This window comes from Aeromicrobium sp. Leaf350, assembly GCF_916858655.1.
Classification (GTDB): Bacteria; Actinomycetota; Actinomycetes; order Propionibacteriales; family Nocardioidaceae; genus Aeromicrobium.
Genome location: NZ_CAKASL010000001.1, coordinates 1,174,612 through 1,194,813 on the forward strand (window position 1 = coordinate 1,174,612; position 20,202 = coordinate 1,194,813).

Below are 20,202 nucleotides of genomic sequence, written 5' to 3' on the forward strand. Positions count from 1 at the left end.
CGCGGGGCACGGCTCCCTCCCGTTGGCCGTGTGGCCAGGAGCTCGGGAGTCAATCTCTCACAGGAAAGGGTCAGTCGTGGCCCGTTCAACTACGTCGCGGCTCCAGCGGGCCGGGCTACCAGGCGTCGGCCGCAAAGGTGGCGCGCAGCTCGCGACGAGTGACTTGCTCCTCGCAGTGCGGGCACCGCAGCTGCAGCTCGGGGCGGTGGCCGCAGGCGCGGTGGCTGAGCGCCATCGGCGGCGTCTCGCTCTTCCACCGGTCGCCCCACTCGATCAGCGCCACGAGGAGCGGGTAGAGGTCCTCGCCCTTCGGCGTCAGGCGGTACTCGTGCCGCGCCGGCGAGTCCTGGTACTGCACGCGCTCCAGGACGCCCTCGCTCGTCAGCATCACCAGGCGGTCGGCCAGCACGCTGCGTCCGAGTCCGAGCGTCTCCTGGATCGCGTCGAACCGGCGCTGGCCGCGGAAGAGCTCGCGCAGGACCAGCATCGTCCAGCGCTCACCGACGACCGACCAGGTCTTCGCGACCGAGCAGTTGACGTCGGCGAGGTCGTCGTGGCGCATTCGTCCATGCTACCCGAACTCCGTCTTGAATCGTGACCCAGCAGGTCAGAGGCACGCTTTTATTGGTACGTTGCGATCATGACCTCCCCTGCAGCGCCCGCCGAGCGGGCCGTGGTGCCCGTCGTCGCGGCCGGGACGCTCGTCACGCTGATGACGTTCACGGCACCGCTGGCGACGATCGGATCGATCAGCAAGTCTCTCGAGACGGGCGCGGGCGGACAGGCCTGGATCCTCAGCTCGATGAGCGTCGGGCTCGCGGCCCTGCTGCTCTCGGCCGGCGCCGTGGCGGACGACGTCGGGCGACGGAGGACGTTCGTGATCGGCCTGGCCGTGATCGCCGTCGCCTCGCTCGTGTGCGTCGCCGCGCCGGACACGCTGACGTTCGTCCTGGCCCGCGTCGCGCAGGGCGTCGGCGGCGCAGCCGTGACGGCGGCCGGTCTCGGCACGATCGCCCATGCGATCCCGGTCGGCCCGGCGCGCGCGGCGGCGACCGGCGTGTGGGGCGCGAGCGTCGGCGCCGGCATCGCGATCGGACCGCTGCTCTCCGCGGTCAGCGACCGGTGGGCCTCCTGGCGCGACGTGTACGTGCTGCTGGCGGTCGCGTCGGCGCTCCTCGCGTGGCTCGCCCACCGCTACGTCGAGGAGTCCCGCTCGCCCACGCCTCGGGGCATCGACGTCTGGGGATCGGTCCTGCTCGGGTCGTCGCTCAGCTGCCTGCTGGCCGCCCTCGTCGAGAGCCGGACGGGTGAGGTCGGCCCGCAAGTCTGGGCCCTGGCCGCCGTGGGGCTGGCGCTGCTGGTGCTGTTCGTGGTGGTCGAGCTCCGATCCGCGGCCCCCATGATCGACCTCGGGCTGCTGCGCGTGCCCCGGTTCCGCGCGGCGACGATCGGTGCCGTCGCGACGGGCCTCGGTCCGATCGCCCTGTTCTCGTACCTGATCGGCTTCGCGGGAGCCGCGCTCGACGACTCGGTCCTGGCCTCGGCCCTCCTGCTGCTGGGGTGGTCGGGCACCAGCGTGGTGTTCGCGCTGCTGGCGCGTCGACTGCCGCCGACCTGGTCGGGGAGCGCGCAGCTCGGGTGGAGCCTGGTCGCGGTCGCCGTCGGGCTGGTCTCGCTGACGGGCCTGACGACCGACGCCGCCTGGTGGCGGTTGCTGCCCGGTCTCCTGCTGGCGGGCATCGCGACCGGCGTGCTCAACGCCGCCCTCGGACGCGAGGCCGTGGCGAGCGTGCCGCCCGGACGTGGCTCGATGGGCAGCGGCGCCAACAACACGGCCCGCTACCTGGGCGCCGCGATCGGCGTGACGATCGTCGCCGTCGTCGTGGCCGGCGGTGCGAGCACGCCCCAGGACCTGGTCTCGGGGTGGAACGTGGCAGCCGTCGTCACGGCGGGATTCTGCGCGCTGGGGGCGCTGACGATCGCCGTCACGGGTCGCACACCGGCGAACCAGCCGGTCTGACAGTTCCCGCCCGGCATCGCGAGACCCCTTGCCAAGAGGCGCGACATCCCGCCATCCTGGTCGAGACCGATACGTCTGATGTATCCGAATCGAAGAGGTGCCCGATGGCCGTGCCCGACCTGCCCCTGCTCGACGCCGCCGACGTCCCCGCCGCTCTGACCGCACAGGTGGAGCGGCTCGAGGGCCTCGACGCCGACACCTCCTTCCATCGCTACATCTCGCACGCCCCGCACATGGTCGACTTCTTCTGGCGCGACTTCTACACCCACGTCTTCCACGAGGGGATCGTGCCGCTGCGCACCAAGGAGGTCGTGCGCCTGGCGCTGGCGGCCCTCAGCGGCTGCACCTTCTGCCGCATCGGCGACATCGACTCGGCGCTGAAGAACGGGCTCACGCAGGAGCAGGTCGACGGCGTCCTGGCCCTGGACCCCTCGAGCCTGCCGGCCGACGAGCAGGTCGCCTTCGCCCTGGCCGTCCGACTGTCGCCCTTCGCGTTCTCCGACGAGATCATGGACCCCGCCGACTGGAGCGAGCTGCGTCAGCACTTCACCGACGCGCAGGTCTCGGAGCTGCTCCTGTGCACCTCGGTGCTGGCCGGCGTCGGACGCATGCTCGTGATCAGCGGCTTCGTCCCGCGGGTGTGCGAGCTGCCCGCCCCCCAGGCCTGACGAGCGTGCACGACGGCACGGACCGCCTCCTGGAGCACCGCTACGGCGGACAGCCCCACGCCCCGAAGGTCGCGTGGACACCCGCGGTCGAGACCATGCTGCGGCACCGCTCGGTCCGCTCGTTCCTGCCGGATCCCTTGCCGGCCGGCACGCTCGAGACGATGGTGGCGGCGGCCCAGTCGGCGTCGACCTCGTCGAACCTGCACCAGTGGTCCGTCGTGGCGGTCACGGACCCGGCCACGGTGAGGGACCTGCGGCACCTGTCGCGCAGTGACGCTGCGGGCACCTCGATGTCGCTCGTCGAGGAGGCGCCGCTGATGCTCGTGTGGGTCGGGGACCTCTCGCGCACGCGGTCCGTCGTGGGCACCGCGGAGACCTTGGAGCACCTCGACTCGTTCATGGCGGCGACGATCGACGTCTCGCTGGCCGCGCAGAACGCGGCGATCGCGGCCGAGTCGCTGGGGCTGGGGGTGGTCTTCCTGGGCTCGATGCGCAACCACGCGGCAGAGCTGGCCGACCTGCTCGGGCTTCCGGACCTCAGCTTCGTCGCCTTCGGCATGGCGGTGGGGCACCCTGATCCGGACCGGGTCACGGGCGTCCGCCCTCGACCCGCCCAGTCGGTCGTCCTGCACCACGACCGCTACCGAAACCCCGCGGACGAGGACTGGGTCGACTCGCTCGACGCCGCAACACGTGCGTTCAGGGCGCGCGAGGGCTTGCGGGACTCGTCGTGGCGCGATGCTGCTGCCCGGGCAACGAGCCTGGCGTACCTGGACGGACGCGAGCACCTGCGCAGCACGATCGGGTCGCGGGGCCTCCCCCTCCGCTAGACGTCACGACCCGCCTCCCCCAGATGTGCTCCCGAATCCACCGATCGGGGTGACCCCAAAGGTGGATTCGGGAGCAATTCTGGGCGCGCGGTCGCTACGAGGCGCCCGTGCGGATGCGGACCTCGCGCTCCATCCGCTTCTCGTGGCGCTCGCGCCCCTTGACCGCCTCGCGCTCGCGACTCTTGGGCGGTGCCTTGGTCACGAGGTCGTCGAGCATCCGACGGGTCGCCTCCGCGATCTCGTCGATCGCCCGCTCGAAGGGCTCGGTGTTGGCCTGCGAGGGACGGGTCGAGCCACTGACCTTCCGCACGAACTGCAGGGCGGCCTCCCGGACCTCGTCGTCGGTCGTCGGCGGGTCGAAGTTGTGAAGAACACGAATGTTGCGGCACATGCTCCGACGGTAACCCCGGGGATCGGACTGAGTCAGCCGGTGGCGCGAAGTCTCGGGGCGGTCGCGCGCCGGGTGTGCCGACCGGTGCCGAGCTGCGCGGCGGCCTGGAGGTCCAGCACTGTGTCGACGTCGCGGCGGGCCCGTGGGTCCACGTCGAACAGCGGGTGCGCCCCTGCGGCCCGGTGCAGGTCGGCCGACCCCGGCCCGTAGGCGATGGGCAGGACGCGCGGGATGCGAGCGGCCAGCAGCGTGGTCCCGTCGCCCTGAGCGTCGGGCACGAAGGAGGTCGCCGGCTCGGCCGCCTCGGCCAGGACGCCGTCGAGGACCTCGGGCGTGAGGCACGGCAGGTCGGCGGGGACGACCACGATCGGCTCACCCGGGAACCGGCTGACCGCCCAACGTCGTCCGAGGTCGACGGCGGCCGCCAGCCCCCCGGCGCCCTTGAGCGGGTGGTCGGCGACGATCGCGGCACCCAGGGAGCGGGCCGGCAGGATCAGGCCCGCCTCCGACGAGACGACCACGACGCGTCCGACGCTCGGCGTCGCGGCGGTGGCCTCCAGGGTGTCGAGGGCGAACGCGCGCGCGAGGGTGATGCGCCGTGAGCTGTGGAGCCGACTCTTGCCCAGCCGCCACGGCTTGACCGGGATGACGGCAGTCCAGCCGCTCACGACACGACCGCCTCGAGGGCGCGCGGGTGCGCGAGCGTCGCGGGCAGGTGCGCGTAGCCGGTGGTGCGCTGGACGGCGGGGCGGTCGGCGAGGTGGGCCATGGCGACGAGCTCGTCGACCTCCTTGCGGCTGCCGTTGACCGAGCCGGCCATGCGACTGATGGTCTCCTCCATGAGGGTGCCGCCGAGGTCGTTCACGCCGCCGTTGAGCACCTGGGTGCACTGGTCCGGTCCGAGCTTGACCCAGGAGCACTGGATGTTGTCGACGAGTCCGTGCAGGCGGATGCGGGAGACGGCGTGGACGGCGCGGTTGTCGCGGACCGTGGGTCCGGGGCGGGCGACGCCGGCGAGGTAGATCGGGCTGGACTGGTGCACGAACGGCAGCGGCACGAACTCGCTGAAGCCGCCGGTCTGCTCCTGGATGCGCGCGATCACCCCGAGGTGGGTGGCCCAGTGGCCGGGGTGGTCGACGTGGCCGTACATCATCGTCGCCGTGGTCGGCAGCCCGACGGAGTGGGCGGTGGTGACGACGTCGATCCACTGGGCGGTCGGGAGCTTGCCCTTGGTGAGGATCCACCGGACCTCGTCGTCGAGGATCTCGGCGGCCGTGCCCGGCAGGGAGTCGACGCCCGCCTCCTTCAACGACACCAGGAACTCGCGGACTGACAGTCCCGTACGGGACACGCCGTTCATGACCTCCATCGGGCTGAACGCGTGCACGTGCATGTCCGGGTCGGTCTGCTTGACCGTCTGCGCGATGCGCGCGTAGGTGTCGGCCGGCAGCTCGGGGTCGATGCCGCCCTGGATGCAGACCTCCGTCGCCCCCGCCTCGCGAGCCTCGACGACGCGGTTCGCGATCTCCTCGAACGAGAGGCTGTAGGCGTCGGCGTCGGTCTTGCGCTGGGCGAACGCGCAGAACCGGCAGCCGGTGTAACAGACGTTGGTGAAGTTGATGTTCCGGTTCACCACGTAGGTGACCGCATCGCCGACCGTGTCACGACGCATCTGGTCGGCCAGCGCGCAGACGACCTCGAGCGCCGCACCGTCGGCCCGCAGGAGGGTCTCGGTCTGCGCGTGGGTCAGGGACGTCGGCGCGGACTCGGCGACCTGCAGTGCCGCGGTGACATCGGTGCCGATGGCAGCACCCAGCAGTGTCGGAGCCGACCTGACCTTCTCGCGGAGCAGGGCCCAGTCGCCGTAGACCTCGTCGAAGTCACCCCTGCGGTCGCCGGTCCTGCCGGTGGTGTCGATCGTCGAGTGCAGGTCGGAGCGCCCGGTGGTCTCGAGTCCGCCGTCGGGCTCCTGCCACACCCTCCCGACCGGCCTCGCACCCTCGGCGAGCAGTCCGTCGGGGCCGCGGAGCGCGTCGACATGGCCACGGAGACGCGGGTCGACCCACGGCGCGTCGAGCAGCTCGGGATGCGTGGTCAGGCGCGGCTTCAGCGCGAAGCCCTCCCCCTCGCAGACACCGCGCAGGAGGTCCAGGTCGGGCCAGGGTCGTTCCGGGTTCACGTGATCCGGGGTCACGGGGCTGATGCCGCCGAAGTCGTCCACACCCGCTGCGAGCAGGGCGCGGCACTCGGCCAGATCGACCAGGTTCGGCGGCGCCTGGACCCGGACGCTCGGCCCGAGCACGACCCGCGCGGTGGCGACGGCGGCGAGGTACTCGTCCAGGCCCAGGTCGTCCACGGACCGCATCGCGGTCGCGTCCTTGGCGCGGAAGTTCTGGACGATCACTTCCTGGATCGACCCGTGCTCACGATGCACGCCACGGATCGCGAACAGGCTCTCGGCGCGCTCCGTCAGCGTCTCCCCGATCCCGACCAGGATGCCGGTCGTGAACGGAATCCCGAGGCGCCCGGCGTCCTCCAGGACCCGCAGGCGCACCGCCGGGTCCTTGTCCGGTGAGCTGTAGTGCGGCTGGCCCTTCTCCGTGAAGAGTCGCTCGCTCGTGGTCTCGAGCATCATGCCCATCGAGGGGGCGACGGGCTTGAGCCGGTTCATCTCCGCCCAGCTCATGACGCCCGGGTTCAAGTGAGGAAGCAGACCCGTCTCCTCCAGCACCCGGATCGCCAACGCGCGGACGTACTCCAGCGTCGAGTCGTAACCGGCCTCCTCGAGCCACTGCTTCGCCTCCGGCCACCGATCCTCCGGCCGGTCACCCAACGTGAACAGCGCTTCGGTGCACCCCTGCTCGGCACCCGCTCGACAGATATCGAGGACCTCGTCGAAGCTCAGGAACAGGCTCTGCCCCTCACGCTCCAGCTGGCCTGGCGTCGCCACGAACGTGCAGTAGTGACACCGGTCCCGACACAGACGCGTCACTGGGACGAACACCTTCGGCGAGAACGTCACCACACCCGGCCGACCCACCGCCTCCAGCCCCGCATCGCGCACCCGCGCAGCAACCGCCATCAACCGGTCCAGGTGCTCACCGCTCGCAGCGAGCAGCGCCGTCACCTCGGGCAGGTCGAGCGTCTTGCCCGCCTCCGCCCGAACCACCGCGCGCCGTACCTCACGCTCCGTCGGCAGCCCGTCGAGCGGGGCCGGGAACGCGGGAAAGGGCAGCGCCGTGCTCATCGTCAGCCGGCCTCGACACCCGTGATCGCCACACCCGAACGGGTCTTGTAGCGCTTGTTCATGCTGATCAGCACGGCGGTCAGCGGCTCGAGCTGGCGCGCCAGACGCAGGGCGCCGGCGTCGATGCCGCGCTTGCCGGTCACTGAGGCGGCGAGGTCCTGCACGACCGACTTCGCCTCGGCGTCGTCACCGCACACCAGGACGTCCTCGTGCGACAGCGCGTCGGGGGTCTTCCACAGCGACAGCGCCGCCACGTGGTGGAACGCGCCGACGACCCGCGCCGTCGGCACGAGCCGCTGGGTCTCCTGCGCCGCCGACTCCTCCAGCACGAGCCCGAACGGACCGTCGCCGTCGAAGCCCAGCGGGTTCACGCAGCTGATCACGATCGTGTCGGCGAGGCCGTCGGCCAGCGACGACACGAGGTCCGCATGCCCGTCCCAAGGCACCGCCAGCAGCACGACGTCGGCCTGCGCGACCGCGTCGGCGTTGGTCGCACCCGAGACCTGCAGGCCCTCGGCCTTCGCCGCGATCTCCTCGGCCTTCTCGCTGGCGCGGCCCGCGTCGCGGGAGCCCAGCACGACCTGGTGACCCGCCAGCGCGAACCGGTACGCCAGCCCGCGGCCCTGTGGTCCGGTGCCGCCGACGACCGCGATGGTGTGCGTCGTGTCGTGGTCCTGCGTCATGCCGTCACCCCACTGGTCTGGTTGCTGCCTCCGGCACTGGCCTGCTTGTCGCCTCCGGCGACGCGGGCGATGGTCGCGGCCTCGTCGTCGAGGCGCTCGTGCAGCCCCACCTCGGAGCCGGTGCGCAGGAGGCGCTTGTTCTCGACGAGCACGTCGTGGCGGACGGCCACGAGTGCGGCGACGACCTGCTCGACCTCGGCGTCCAGGCCGCCGTCGTCGACGAGGCGGGTCACCAGGCCCCACTGCTCCATCTCGGTCGCCGTCACACGGCGGTTGGTCAGGACCACGTCCGTGGCCCGGGCCCGACCGATGGCTCGCGCGAGCCCCCAGCTGACGCCCGCGTCGGGCGTGAGACCGGCAGCGGCGTAGGCGCCGACGAAGGTCGCCGATCGCTCCGCCACCACGACGTCGCCCGCGAGGGCCAGCCCGATGGCGGCGCCCGCCGAGGCACCGTGCACGGCCACCACGAGCGGCACGGGGAGGTCGTGCAGCGCAGCAACCCCTCGGTGCGCGTGCGCGGTCATGGTCGTCATGTGGGCGCCGATGTCCGGGGCTGCCGCGAAGTCGGCGAGGTCGCCGCCGACGCAGAAGTGCCGTCCGCGGGCGCGCAGCACCACGACCCGCACCTCACGCGCATCGGCGAGGTGGCGCACGCGTGCGGTGAGCTCGTCGAGCTGCTGCACGAAGGCGAGGTCCATCGCGTTCCGGCCCGCTCGACCCGAGAGCGTCAGGGTCGCGACGGCCCCGTCGACCTCCAGGTCGATCCGCGGCTCGAGGTCTGTCATCAGCCGACGAGCTCGAGGATCGTGGCGTTGGCCTGGCCGCCGCCCTCGCACATGGTCTGCAGGCCGAAGCGCGAGCCCGTGCGCTGCATCTCGGCGATCATCGAGGTCATGAGTCGCGTGCCGCTCGCGCCGATCGGGTGACCGAGCGCCATCGCGCCGCCGTTGACGTTGACCTTCGACAGGTCGGCGCCGATCTCGCGCTGCCAGGCGAGCAGCACCGACGCGAACGCCTCGTTGACCTCGAACAGGTCGATGTCCTCGACCGCGAGGCCCGAGCGCTGCAGCGCCTTGTGGGTCGCGTCGATCGGGCCGGTCAGCATGTAGATCGGGTCCGAGCCGACGATCGACATCGTGTGCACCTTGGCGAGCGGGGTCAGGCCGTGACGCTCGACCGCCGCTCCACTGGCGACCATGACGGCGGAGGCGCCGTCGGAGATCTGGCTCGCGAGCGCCGCCGTGAGGCGGCCGCCCTCGCTGAGGGGCGACAGGGAGGCCATCTTCTCGGCGGTGCTGCCGCGACGGGGGCCCTCGTCGACCGTGATGCCGGCGATCTCGACGATCTCGTCGACGAAGAGGCCGGCGTCGATCGCGGCGGCCGCACGGCGGTGGCTCTCGAGCGCCGACTGCTCCATCTCCTCGCGGGAGATCGACCACTTCTCGGCGATCAGCTCGGCGCCGTGGAACTGCGAGACCGGCTGGTCGCCGTAGCGAGCCTTCCAGCCCGCCGAGCCCGAGAAGGGGTCGTCACCGAGGCCCATCTCGCGGCCCACCAGCGTCGCGGTGCCCATCGGGATCATGCTCATGTTCTGCACGCCGCCGGCCACGACGAAGTCGGCGGTGCCGCTCATGACGGCCTGGGCCGCGAAGTGCACGGCCTGCTGCGACGACCCGCACTGGCGGTCGATCGTGACGCCGGGGACGTGGGTCGGCAGCCCGGCGGCCAGCCACGCCGTGCGGGCGATGCAGCCGTTCTGCGGTCCGATGTTGTCGAGGCACCCGAGGATCACGTCGTCGACGAGCTCCGGGTCGACGCCGGAGCGCTCGACCAGGGCGGTGAGCACCTGGGCGGCCAGGTCGGCCGAGTGGATGCCGGCGAGCCCACCGCCTCGCTTGCCGACGGCGGAACGGGCGGTGCCGACGACGTACGCGGCGCGAGGATCGATGGTGGTCATGGGTCGTCTCCTTGACGGTCAGGCGGACACGACGAGTGCTCGGGCGAGCGCGCGTCGGTGCAGGGTGGGGGCACCGAGCAGCGGACGGTCCGTCAGCGCTCGGCGGTAGAAGAGGTGGGCGGTGTGCTCCCAGGTGAAGCCGATGCCGCCGTGCAGGTGGATCGCGTCGCGCGATGCCCGGCAGAAGGCCTCGCTCGCCGCGACCTTCGCGACGCGCACGGCATCGGCCACGGCCGCGGCGGACGCGTCGTCGGACGCGAGCGCGTCGACGGCCACGCCGACGGCCGCCTCGGCGGCCGACACCTCGCCGAAGAGGTCGGCGAGTGCATGCTGCACCGCCTGGAAGGAGCCGATCGGACGGTCGAACTGGGTGCGCACGGTGGCGTACTCGACCGTGCGCTCCAGGCAGGTGCGCGCGGCCGCGGCGGACTCCGCGGCGAGAAGCGCGGTGGCCTCCAGCAGCGTGCGCTCGAGCAGCTCGGGCGTCACGGCACCGAGCGGCTCGGCCGGCACCGACTCCAGGCGGAACGTGACGCGGGGGCGCGTGAGGTCGAGGGTCTCGAGCGGTGTGGCGTGCACGCCGGGCGCGGTCGGGTCGACGGCGAGCACCTGGCCCTGCACCACGAGCAGCAGCAGGTCGGCGTCACCGCCCTGGACGACGGGGTCGGTCGTGCCGTCGACGACGCACGCGTCGCCCGTGAGGTCGACGACCAGCGGTGAGGCGTAGGCGGTGTCCCACGCGTGGTCGAGGCCGGCGACCGCCACGACCAGGCGGCCTGCGACGACCTCCGGGAGCCACCGCTCCCGCTGGGCCGGCGTGCCGCCGTGGGCCAGCAGGGTGAGCGCCGAGCCGAGCACCGGAAGGTGCGGCGCCGGGGTCAGGCGACGGCCCAGGGCGGCCGCCACCGCGGCGTGCACCGCGAAGGACTGGCCCTGTCCGCCGAGCTCGGTCGGCAGGTGCAGGCCGATCAGGTCGAGCTCTCCGCCGAGGCGGGCCCAGGCCGCACGGACCGGCACCGGGTCGTCGGCGAAGCGCTGGGCGGCGTCCTCGGGGTAGACCGCGGCGACCATCTCGTCGACTGCACGGACGAGCTCGGCCTCCTCCGACCGGGACGTCGCGTCGTCCCGGCTCACGGGGTCGTGACCTGCTCGCGCAGGACGCGCCGGAGCACCTTCTGGCTGGCGTTGCGAGGCAGCTCCTCGAGGAAGTGCACCGCAGACGGGCGCTTGAACCGCGCCAGGTAGGTCGTGCAGTGATCGAGGACGTCGGCCTCGGTCAGGCTCGAGCCCGCCTTCGTCACCACGAAGGCGACGGGCGACTCGCCCCAGCGCTCGTGCGGGGTGCCGACGACCGCGACCTCGACGACGCTCTCGAGCTCGGCGACGCAGTACTCGATCTCGGAGGGGTACACGTTCATGCCGCCGCTCACGATCAGGTCGGTACGACGCTCCGTGACGTAGACGTAGCCCTCCTCGTCGATCGCGCCGAGGTCGCCGGTGAAGAACCAGCCGTCACGGAAGGAGGACCGCGTGGCGGCCTCGTTGTTCCAGTAGCCGGCCACCATGGCGGGCGACCTGACGACCAGCTCGCCGATGGTCTCGCCGTCGTTCGGGAGGTCGTTGCCCTCCGGGTCGACGATCTTGACCACCACGTCGATGCACGGGCGGCCGGTGGAGGCGAAGAAGTCGTGGGCCTTCGAGCCCTTCACGACGTCATCGACGTCGGTCACGGTGAACAGGCTGCCCGAGCCCTCCGACATGCCCCAGCCCTCGAGGAACCGGTGGCCGACGACTCCGGCCCACCGCTCGAGCTGGGCCGACGGCGCCTTGGACGCCGAGTGCACGAAGCTGCGCATCTGCTGCCACTTCTCGGGGTGCGCCCGCGCGTACTCGATCATGCCCGGCAGCCACGGCGAGGCGACGAACGTGAACGTGCCGCCCTCCTCGCCGATCACGTCGAGCGCCTGCTCGGGGCTCGTCACGTCGGTCGCCATCACGATCGTGCCGCGCACGAAGACGTGCGACATCATCAGGCCGAGCACCGTCGCGACGAACGACATGTTCGCGTAGTAGACGAGCGTGCTGCCCTGCGGCGTGCGGTAGGAGTGCGCGTGGTTGCGGGTCGTGTTCTTGAGCGAGCGGTGGGTGACCATGGCGCCCTTGGGCCGCCCGGTCGTGCCGCTCGTGTAGGAGATGACGAACAGGGCCTCCTCGTCGGGCAGCGGCGGCAGGTCGGTGCCACCGCCGGCCAGGAAGCGCTCGTACTCGGAGCCGGAGTCGTTCCAGTCGCCCAGCGCGAAGAGGCGGCGGAGCCCGTGCTCGGCGCCGAGCTTCTCGGCCTCGACCGACCGCGCCTCGGGGTGGAACATCGCCACCGCGCCGGAGTCCTCGACCTGGTACGACGCCTCGTGCTGCGTGAACAGGCTGTTCACCGGCACGAGCACGAGCCCCGCCTTCGCCACGGCGAAGTACAGCTCGAAGTACTGCGGACACGTGCTGAGCCACGCGGCGATGCGCTCGCCCGGCGCGAAGCCCGCGTCGAGCAGGGCGTTGGCGAGGCGCGTCGTGCGCTCGTCGAACTCCGCGTACGTCAGCTCGAAGCCGTCGCGCGTCTTGAGCGCGATCCGGCGCGGGTGCTGCGCCGCGGCGTTGGTCAACAGGGGCCCGATCTGGTCCATCGTTTCTCCTACCAAGTGCTTGGTTTGTTTAGTCTAGACGTGTCCCACGCCACACGGCAACCCCGGTTCAGGTGCGCGGGATCCAGGCGAAGTCGAAGTCCTGCTGGCCCGCGATGCGCAGCTCGCGCTCGGCGATGAGCCAGCGACCGTCCTCCCGGCGGAAGGTGTCGACGTACCGGCCCCAGAGGTAGCCGTCCGGCCGGTCCGTCGTGAACGCGTGCCAGGCGTAGAGGGAGGTGCGACCCGTCGCCTCGTCCTCCCCGGTGAAGTCCACCCGCATGTTCGAGACGTGGTGGCTCGTGGCGCGGAACGTCGCCAGCAGGCGTCCGACCAGCACGGCCACGGCCTCTCGGCCGCGCGCCTCGCCCTTCGGTCCGGCGAACGCCCGGAACACACAGTCCTCGGCGAAGATCGCGGCGACGTCCTCCGCCCGGCCGTCGTCGATGCCCTCCGCGTACGCGTGCACGAGGTCCTGCAGCTCCAGCCGGTCGGCGATGCGGTCCACGGTTGCTCCTGGGTCGAGGGCGGTCACAGGACGGCGACCGCGTTGGCCGGCGATCCCACGCCGCCGGGAAGATTGAGCGGGACCGCCGCGAAGAGGAAGTCCCAGGTCCCGGCCGCCGCGCAGGCCTCGGCGAGCTCGTCGAGGTCGAACAGCTCGCCGAGCGGCATGCCCAGCATCGTGATGAGGCGGTGGTGCAGGAAGCCGGCGGCCGGGTCGCCCGGCTGGACCTCGACGGTCGGGTTGTCGCTCACGACGGCCGCGACGCGGTGGTCCCACAGGAAGGCCGCGGTCGCCGGCTCGGCGCTGAGCCCGTTCGTGCGGGGCCGGGCCATGAGGCCGACGCCCGCGTCGCGATCGAGCGCGGCGAACGCGGTGTGCCAGCCGAACCGCACGCACAGGACGTCGCCCTCGCGCAGCTCGGTGCCTTGGAGGTCGGCGACCTCCGCGAGCTCCTGGGCGGTCACGGCCCGGCCGCCGAGGGCGTCACGCTCGCCGCGCGCGTCCAGGTAGGCGCCGACGTCGAGCAGCACGCCACGACCGACGATGCCGGTGCGCGCCCACGCGTCGATGCCGAGCTGAGGGGCATCCGCGGGTTCGCCACGGTGACCACCGTAGAAGCCGACCTCCTTGTGCAGGACGTGCAGGAGGCCGTCCCACTGCGAGGAGCCCTGCAGGTCGAGGTGCTCGATGCGGTCGCCCCAGCTGAATCCGTTCGCCTGGTAGAGGCGGTGCACGAGCGGGTCGCGGCCGAACGGCGGAGCGTGCGGCCGGTCCAGCGGGAGGGTCAGCGAGACCGTGCGGCCGGTGCGCGCGCAGCCCAGTGCCGCGAGCCGTCGCTCGTCCGTCAGGTGGTTCAGGGTGCCGAGCGAGTCGCCGCGCCCGAACACGTCCCACGCGTGGCGCAGATCGGTGCCGTCGACCAGCGGGAGGTCGTCGTAGCGAGGCAGCGCCGGACCCGCGGCATTGATAGAGGCCATGGTCTTGGATACCATACCAAGCAAGCGCTTGAGTAGGAGAGAACATGAAGCTGGTCCCGTTCGCGACCATGACCTGCCCCCTGGCCAAGGTCGAGTACCGCGCCGACGGCCCTCGCGGCCATCGGCTCGTCGGCCCCATCAAGGGCGCCCGCCTCGAGGGCGAGCAGCTCCAGGCGACCCAGCGGGGCACGTCGTCCGCCGACTGGCTGCTCCAGGGGCCCGACGGGACGATCGTCGTCGACGTGCGGATGAGCATCCGCACCGACGACGGGGCGTTCCTCCAGATCACCTACGGCGGACGAGCGAGCTGGGCCGACGGCATCGGCAGCGGTCCCGTCTTCTCCGCCTTCACCTTCGACGGCGACGACGAGCGCTACGCCTGGCTGCGCCGGCGCCTCGTCGTCGGGCGCGGCGAGGTGCGCCCGGACCAGGGCGTCTACTCCCTCTACCTGCTCGACTGACTCCTACCGATCGGACCCGCACCATGTACAAGCTCCTGTTCTGCCTGCGTCGCCGCGAGGACCTCACGCGTGCCGAGTTCCTGGCCCACTGGCACGGGCCTCACGCCGACATCGGCCGCGCCGGCGCGAAGGCCATCGGTGCGGTCCGGTACTTCCAGAACCACACGGTCGACCACCCGCTCAACGAGGACCTGCGCGCCTCCCGCGGCGCCCCGGAGCCCTACGACGGCGTCGTCGAGCTGTGGTTCGAGAGCCTCGACGCGATCGGCAGCACCTTCACCGACCGCGAGGCGCGGCGCCGCATCGCGGCGCTCGTCGCGGACGAGCCGAACTTCATCGACCTCGAGCGCTCACCCATCTTCGTCACCGAGTCCCACCCCATGTGGGACTTCACCGCGTGACGTCCACGGCGCCCGCCTGGTACACCTCGGCGCTCGCTCACCCGCCCGTGCGCGACGACGTGCACGGGGCCGAGGTGGTCACGGCCTGCCGCGCCTGGGGACCGGTCGACGCGCCGATGATCGTGCTCGTGCACGGCGGGGCGGCCCACGCCGCCTGGTGGGACCACGTGGCCCCGGCGCTGGCCGCCGGGCACCGCGTCGTCGCGCCGGACCTCGCCGGCCACGGCGACAGCGGACGCCTCCCCGCGTACACGCTGGCCGCGTGGAGCCGGCAGGTCGTCGAGGTCGTGCGGGCGCGGAGGTCGTCCGCCCCGGCGCTGCTCGTCGGCCACTCGATGGGCGGGATCATCGCCATGCTCGCCGCCCACGAGCTCGGCGACGAGGTCGCCGCCCTGCTCATGGTCGACGCCGAGGTGCCGCTCGACCGGGAGGGCTTCGTGCGTCCCGAGTGGACGAGCTCGCCGGCCCCCCGCACCTACCCCGACCGCGCCACGATCCTGTCGCGGTTCCGCACCCTGCCGGCCGACGAGGGACATCCGCCGTACGTCGTGCCGCACGTCGCCGAGCACTCCGTCCTCCAGACGCCCGACGGGTGGACCTGGAAGTTCGACCCCGCCTTCTTCGGGCACGACCGCCTCGGCATGGACGACCTGCGACCGCTCGACGTGCCCGTGACGATCGTGCGCGGCGAGACCGGGCTGGTGGAGCCGTCGCTCGCCGACCTGACCGCCCGCGCCCTGGGCCACCCGCACACGCCGGTGACGATCCCCGGCAGCGGCCACCACGTCCCCCTCGACCAGCCCGTCGCCCTGGTCGCCACGATCGCGCTCGCCGCGCGCGCCTGGTGCCCGAGCGTCCCCCGTCCCGAGTTCTCACCCGTTGTCGATGAAGGAGCACGATGAGCCACTACCGCAGCAACCTGGCCGACGTCCGGTTCAACCTGTTCGAGGTCTTCGGTCGCGACCGCGTCCTCGGCAGCGGGCCCTGGTCCGACCTGGACCGTGACACCGTCGAGTCGATGCTCACGGCAGGCGCCGAGCTCGCCGAGAACGAGCTGGCCGCGTCGTTCGCCGACGACCGGCTCGAGATCGCGTTCGACCCGACGACCGGGACGGCACTGATGCCCGAGGCGTTCAAGAAGTCGTACGCGAGCTACGCGGCCGCCGAGTGGTGGCGCATGGACGTCGACCCGGCGATCGGCGGCATCGCCGCACCGCCGTCGCTGCGCTGGGCGATGGCCGAGTTCCCGCTGGGCGCGAACCCGGCGATCTTCCTCTACGCCGCGGGCTGGCCGCAGGCCGAGATCCTCTACCGCCAGGGCAACCCCGACCAGAAGCGTCTGGCCGAGCTCATGGTCGAGCGCCACTGGGGCGCCACGATGGTACTGACCGAGCCGGACGCCGGCTCGGCGGTGGGATCGGGCAAGACGCGCGCGGTGCCGCAGGCCGACGGCACCTGGCACCTGCACGGGGTCAAGCGCTTCATCACGAGCGCCGAGCACGACATGGCCGAGAACATCGTGCACTTCGTGCTGGCGCGGCCGGTCGACACCGAGGGCGCCGGTGGCCCCGGCACGAAGGGGCTCAGCCTCTTCGTCGTGCCCAAGCACCACGTCGACCTGGAGACCGGGGAGATCGGGGAGCGCAACGGCGCGATGGTCACGAACCTCGAGCGCAAGATGGGCCTCAAGGCGTCCGTCACCTGCGAGCTCACGTTCGGCGAGCACGAGAGCCCGGCCGTGGGCTGGCTCGTGGGCGACGTGCACGACGGCATCGCCCAGATGTTCGAGGTCGTCGAGTACGCCCGCATGCTGGTGGGCACGAAGGCCGCCGCCACGCTGTCGACCGCGTACCTGAACGCGCTGGACTACGCCAAGACGCGCCTCCAGGGTGCCGACCTCGCGCGGAAGGGCGACCGCAGCGCTCCCGACATCGCGATCATCGGCCACCCCGACGTCCGCCGCTCGCTCCTGCAGCAGAAGTACTACGCCGAGGGCATGCGCGCCCTGGTCGCGTACGCCGCGTGCGTGCTCGACGACATCGAGCTGGCTCGCCAGGACGGGGCCGGTGCGGCTGACTCGATCGCGCGCAACGACCTGCTGCTGCCGATCCTCAAGGGCTTCTGCTCCGAGAAGGGGTACGCGCTGCTGAGCGAGAGCCTGCAGGTCTTCGGTGGCTCCGGCTACCTCAAGGACTACCCGCTCGAGCAGTACGTGCGTGACTCCAAGATCGACACGATCTACGAGGGCACCACGACCATCCAGGGCATCGACCTGTTCTTCCGCAAGATCCGTCGCGACGGCGGCAAGGCGCTGGACGCCCTGCTGCTCGACGTGGAGTCGGACGCACGGGCCCTCACCGACGGCGAGGGGCGTCTCGCGCCGGTCGGCTCGTCGCTCCTGGCCGCCGCCGACGCCGTGCGGGCGACGGTGGCGCACCTGGAGGCGATGGCGGACGCCGCGGCCGACGACCCGGACCAGCTCTACCGCGTCGGCACCCACACGACCCGCCTGCTGATGATGTGCGGCGAGCTGCTCATCGGCTGGATGCTCGCTAAGCAGGCGCGGGTCGCCGCCGAGGCCCTCGAGGCCGGCACCGGGCCCTCGGGCGCCGGCTTCTACGAGGGCAAGGTCGCCGCCGCCCGCCAGTTCGCGGTCGAGCGACTCAGCACCGTGCCAGCCGAGGCCCGGGTCGTCGCCGACGCCGACCAGCCCGACCTCATGGAGCTCCCCCTCGACGCCTTCTGACGGAGGGCGGCAGGCACGACGAACGGCGACAGGGCACGGAAGAGATTCCGTGCCCTGTCGCCGTTCGTGAGGCTGTTCGCCGAGGCTCGACCCTCGGCGGGGTCAGGCGATGGAGATGGAGAGGTAGCGCTCCTGGAGGGCGGCGTCGCGCGAGAACGCGTCGGTCGGGCCCTCGTGGACGACCCGACCGGTCTCCAGGACGTAGACGCGGCTCGTCAGGTCGGTCACGAACGGCAGGTTCTGCTCGGCGACGAGGATCGCGACGTCGAACATCTGCGGCAGCCGCTGGATCGCTTCGGCGATGCCCTCGACGATCAGGGGGGCGAGACCCTCGGTGGGCTCGTCGAGCAGCAGCAGCCGGGGCCGCGACACGAGCGCGCGAGCCACGGCGACGAGCTGCTGCTCACCACCGCTGAGCTGGTTGCCCTTGCGACCGATCAGCTTGTCGAGCAGCGGCAGCGAGGCGAGCAGCTCGTCGACCGTCACCGGGTCGCGGGTGCCGGCCGCGAACTTCGCCAGCTCGAGGTTCTCGCGCACCGTCAGGTTGGTGAAGATACGCCGGTCCTCCGGCACCCAGCCCACACCGGCGCGCGCGATGGAGTCCGCTGATCTCGTCGAGATCGGCGTGCCGTCGAGCTCGATGCTGCCGGTCGAGCGCACCTGCAGGTTCATGATCGCGTTGAAGGTCGTGCTCTTGCCGGCGCCGTTGCGGCCCAGCAGGCCGACGACCTCGCCGGGCTCGACCCGCACGTCGACGTCGAAGAGCGCCTGCGCGGCGCCGTACCAAGCGTCGAGCCCGGTCGCGGACAGGACCGGGGCTCCGGGGGTCGTGCTCATGCTGCTCCTCCTCCGTGCCCGAGATACAGGGCCTTGGTGGTCTCGTGCTCGGCGACCTCGCGCGGCGTGCCCTCGAGCACGACCTGGCCGTTCGCCATCAGCACGACCCGCTCGGCGAGCGAGTGGATGACGTCCATGTCGTGCGCGGTCAGGATGATCGTCATGTCGCGACGCCCGTCCAGCATGCGCTTGAGCTGGGTCGTGGCCGCACGCGCGTCCTCGTAGCCCATGCCCGCGGTCGGCTCGTCGAGCAGCAGGATCCGCGGCTCCTGGACGATGGCCATCGCCATCTCCAGCGTCTTGCGGGCACCCTGCGCCAGGGCGGAGGCCTGCGCGTCGGCGAGCTCGGTGAGCGAGGAGTCCTCCATCGCCCGGTCGACCCGCTCGTGCACCTCGCGGTGTCCCGAGAACATGTCCCAGAACTTGATGCCGCGGCGCTGACCCGTGAGGGCCGCCATGAAGAGGTTGTCGCGCACGCTCATGGTCGGGAAGAGGCGCGCGACCTGGAAGGTGCGGCTCATGCCGGCCATCGCGCGGCTCGAGGAGCGGTGACGCGTCACGTCGCGGCCGTCGAACGTGACCCGGCCGGTCGTCGGACGGTGCTCGCCCGCGATCGTGCCGAACAGCGTCGACTTGCCCGCACCGTTCGGACCGATGATGGCCAGGCGCTCGCCCTCGGCGACCTCCAGGTTCACGTCGGTCACGGCCGGCACGCCGCCGTACGACTTGCCGACGCCTTCCAGGACCACGATGGGGCTCATCGGACACCCTCCTCGACCAGGTCGTCGGACGCGGTGGCGGCACCACTCGGCGGTGGAGCACTCTCGCCCTTGGCGGGCCGTCTGCGGCGTCGACCGGCGAGCCGGCCCGGCAGCGAGACGAAGCCGCCCGGGAGGGCGATGACGATGACCAGCAGCAGCAGGCCGACGAAGATGTTCGACTCGTGGAAGATGTTGCTCATCAGCGTCTGCGACCAGATCAGCACGACCGCGCCGATGACGGGGCCGATGAACTTGCTGGTGCCGCCGATGAGGCAGGCGACGAGGATCTCGCCCGAGATGGCGAAGGTCAGCATGCCCGGGCTGACGACGCCCTGGCCCTGCGCGATGAGCGCACCGGCCACGGCCGAGAACGCGGCGCTGACGGCGAACGCGCTGACCTGCACGCGTCGCACCCGGATGCCGAGCGCAGCGGCCCGCCACGGGTCGTCGCGCACGGCGCGCATCGCCTGTCCGGCCGTCGAGCGGCTGAGCAGCCACAGCAGCCAGACGCAGACGCCGACCACGGCGGTCGTGTAGTACCAGAGCTGCAGGTCGGAGGTCAGCGGTCCGCCGAGGATCTTGACGCCGAACAGCCCGTGGAAGCCCTCCTCGCCGTTGAGCCAGTCGACCCGGTAGGTCAGGAGCCACAGCACCTGGGCCAGCACGAGCGTGAGGATCGCGAACTCCGCGCCGCTGGTGCGCAGGGCGAACAGCGCGAACAGCGCCGCCACCACGCCGGCGACCAGGGCCGCGACGACCAGCATGACGAATCCGGACATCTCCGGGTCGCGCTCGTAGAGCAGGGCCATCGTGTAGGCGCCCATGCCGAAGAACGCGGCCTGGCCGAAGGAGAGCAGGCCGGTCCAGCCGAACAGCACGCTGGTGGCCGTGGCGAACAGCACCCAGGCCAGCGCGGTGGTCCAGGTGAAGAGCTGGCTGCCCGAGAAGAGCAGGGGCATGACCATGGCCACGGCGGCGAAGCCGATCAGCACGTGGAGCCCGGATCGTGACACGAGCGGAAGTCGTTCGAGGACGGTCAT

At 71.8% G+C, this 20,202-nt stretch carries 21 protein-coding genes; 7 read left to right on the forward strand and 14 right to left on the reverse strand.

Translation table 11 applies throughout. The features are described from left to right. Positions 1-115: 115 nt before the first annotated feature. Positions 116-562 (reverse strand): helix-turn-helix domain-containing protein, encoded by a 447-nt coding sequence (locus tag LO931_RS05960; protein WP_229052363.1) that lies wholly within the window; start codon positions 560-562, stop codon positions 116-118. 78 nt (positions 563-640) lie between these two features. On the opposite strand from LO931_RS05960, the gene LO931_RS05965 reads away from it, so the two are divergent. The 3 genes from LO931_RS05965 to LO931_RS05975 all read left to right on the forward strand — a co-directional run bounded on the left by LO931_RS05965 (position 641) and on the right by LO931_RS05975 (position 3,518). Further along, positions 641-2,020, forward strand: a complete 1,380-nt coding sequence (locus LO931_RS05965; RefSeq protein WP_229052364.1) for an MFS transporter — start codon at positions 641-643, stop codon at positions 2,018-2,020. 104 nt (positions 2,021-2,124) lie between these two features. Then, positions 2,125-2,688 carry a carboxymuconolactone decarboxylase family protein gene (locus LO931_RS05970; protein WP_229052365.1) on the forward strand — a complete coding sequence of 188 codons (564 nt, stop codon included), beginning with the start codon at positions 2,125-2,127 and terminating at the stop codon, positions 2,686-2,688. Positions 2,689-2,693: 5 nt separating this feature from the next. Then, entirely contained in the window at positions 2,694-3,518 is an 825-nt protein-coding gene (locus tag LO931_RS05975) for a nitroreductase family protein (protein ID WP_229052366.1), read from the forward strand. A gap of 94 nt (positions 3,519-3,612) precedes the next feature. On the opposite strand, the gene LO931_RS05980 is transcribed toward LO931_RS05975, so the two are convergent. The 10 genes from LO931_RS05980 to LO931_RS06025 all read right to left on the reverse strand — a co-directional run bounded on the left by LO931_RS05980 (position 3,613) and on the right by LO931_RS06025 (position 13,956). Continuing rightward, a complete protein-coding gene (locus LO931_RS05980) occupies positions 3,613-3,909 on the reverse strand; it encodes a DUF2277 domain-containing protein (protein WP_229052367.1) in 297 nt (98 codons plus the stop codon). A 32-nt stretch (positions 3,910-3,941) separates the two neighbouring features. Further along, positions 3,942-4,577: a 2-phospho-L-lactate guanylyltransferase gene (cofC, locus tag LO931_RS05985; RefSeq protein ID WP_229052368.1), complete on the reverse strand. Its 636-nt coding sequence runs from the start codon at positions 4,575-4,577 to the stop codon at positions 3,942-3,944. After that, a complete protein-coding gene (locus LO931_RS05990; RefSeq protein WP_229052369.1) occupies positions 4,574-7,156 on the reverse strand; it encodes a bifunctional FO biosynthesis protein CofGH in 2,583 nt (860 codons plus the stop codon). Before LO931_RS05990 ends, cofC begins: the two co-directional genes overlap by 4 nt. A 2-nt stretch (positions 7,157-7,158) precedes the next feature. Next, a complete protein-coding gene (gene npdG / locus LO931_RS05995; RefSeq protein ID WP_229052370.1) occupies positions 7,159-7,839 on the reverse strand; it encodes an NADPH-dependent F420 reductase in 681 nt (226 codons plus the stop codon). After that, the gene (locus LO931_RS06000; RefSeq protein WP_229052371.1) at positions 7,836-8,624 is read right to left on the reverse strand and encodes an enoyl-CoA hydratase/isomerase family protein; all 789 of its coding nucleotides are present in this window, start codon (positions 8,622-8,624) and stop codon (positions 7,836-7,838) included. The genes npdG and LO931_RS06000 overlap by 4 nt, the downstream gene beginning before the upstream one ends. After that, positions 8,624-9,796 carry an acetyl-CoA C-acetyltransferase gene (locus LO931_RS06005; RefSeq protein WP_229052372.1) on the reverse strand — a complete coding sequence of 391 codons (1,173 nt, stop codon included), beginning with the start codon at positions 9,794-9,796 and terminating at the stop codon, positions 8,624-8,626. The genes LO931_RS06000 and LO931_RS06005 overlap by 1 nt, the downstream gene beginning before the upstream one ends. Before the next feature lie 18 nt (positions 9,797-9,814). Next, positions 9,815-10,930 carry an acyl-CoA dehydrogenase family protein gene (locus LO931_RS06010; protein WP_229052373.1) on the reverse strand — a complete coding sequence of 372 codons (1,116 nt, stop codon included), beginning with the start codon at positions 10,928-10,930 and terminating at the stop codon, positions 9,815-9,817. Further along, positions 10,927-12,474 carry a class I adenylate-forming enzyme family protein gene (locus LO931_RS06015; RefSeq protein WP_229052374.1) on the reverse strand — a complete coding sequence of 516 codons (1,548 nt, stop codon included), beginning with the start codon at positions 12,472-12,474 and terminating at the stop codon, positions 10,927-10,929. The genes LO931_RS06010 and LO931_RS06015 overlap by 4 nt, the downstream gene beginning before the upstream one ends. A 67-nt stretch (positions 12,475-12,541) precedes the next feature. Then, a complete protein-coding gene (locus LO931_RS06020) occupies positions 12,542-12,979 on the reverse strand; it encodes a nuclear transport factor 2 family protein (protein ID WP_229052375.1) in 438 nt (145 codons plus the stop codon). A gap of 23 nt (positions 12,980-13,002) precedes the next feature. After that, positions 13,003-13,956 carry a cyclase family protein gene (locus tag LO931_RS06025; RefSeq protein WP_229052376.1) on the reverse strand — a complete coding sequence of 318 codons (954 nt, stop codon included), beginning with the start codon at positions 13,954-13,956 and terminating at the stop codon, positions 13,003-13,005. 44 nt (positions 13,957-14,000) lie between these two features. On the opposite strand from LO931_RS06025, the gene LO931_RS06030 reads away from it, so the two are divergent. From LO931_RS06030 to LO931_RS06045, 4 genes are read left to right on the forward strand one after another with little or no spacing between them, the layout of a single operon-like run. Beyond that, entirely contained in the window at positions 14,001-14,417 is a 417-nt protein-coding gene (locus tag LO931_RS06030) for a DUF3237 domain-containing protein (protein ID WP_229052377.1), read from the forward strand. 23 nt (positions 14,418-14,440) lie between these two features. After that, a complete protein-coding gene (locus LO931_RS06035) occupies positions 14,441-14,818 on the forward strand; it encodes an EthD domain-containing protein (RefSeq protein ID WP_229052378.1) in 378 nt (125 codons plus the stop codon). Then, entirely contained in the window at positions 14,815-15,720 is a 906-nt protein-coding gene (locus tag LO931_RS06040; protein ID WP_229052379.1) for an alpha/beta fold hydrolase, read from the forward strand. The genes LO931_RS06035 and LO931_RS06040 overlap by 4 nt, the downstream gene beginning before the upstream one ends. Beyond that, positions 15,717-17,564, forward strand: a complete 1,848-nt coding sequence (locus LO931_RS06045; RefSeq protein WP_229052380.1) for an acyl-CoA dehydrogenase — start codon at positions 15,717-15,719, stop codon at positions 17,562-17,564. Before LO931_RS06040 ends, LO931_RS06045 begins: the two co-directional genes overlap by 4 nt. A gap of 102 nt (positions 17,565-17,666) precedes the next feature. On the opposite strand, the gene LO931_RS06050 is transcribed toward LO931_RS06045, so the two are convergent. Genes LO931_RS06050 through LO931_RS06060 form a run of 3 tightly spaced genes read right to left on the reverse strand, consistent with a single transcriptional unit; the run spans position 17,667 to position 20,202 of the window. Further along, positions 17,667-18,401: an ABC transporter ATP-binding protein gene (locus LO931_RS06050; protein WP_229052381.1), complete on the reverse strand. Its 735-nt coding sequence runs from the start codon at positions 18,399-18,401 to the stop codon at positions 17,667-17,669. Further along, positions 18,398-19,162: an ABC transporter ATP-binding protein gene (locus tag LO931_RS06055; protein WP_229052382.1), complete on the reverse strand. Its 765-nt coding sequence runs from the start codon at positions 19,160-19,162 to the stop codon at positions 18,398-18,400. The genes LO931_RS06050 and LO931_RS06055 overlap by 4 nt, the downstream gene beginning before the upstream one ends. After that, positions 19,159-20,202, reverse strand: a complete 1,044-nt coding sequence (locus LO931_RS06060; protein WP_229052383.1) for a branched-chain amino acid ABC transporter permease — start codon at positions 20,200-20,202, stop codon at positions 19,159-19,161. Before LO931_RS06060 ends, LO931_RS06055 begins: the two co-directional genes overlap by 4 nt.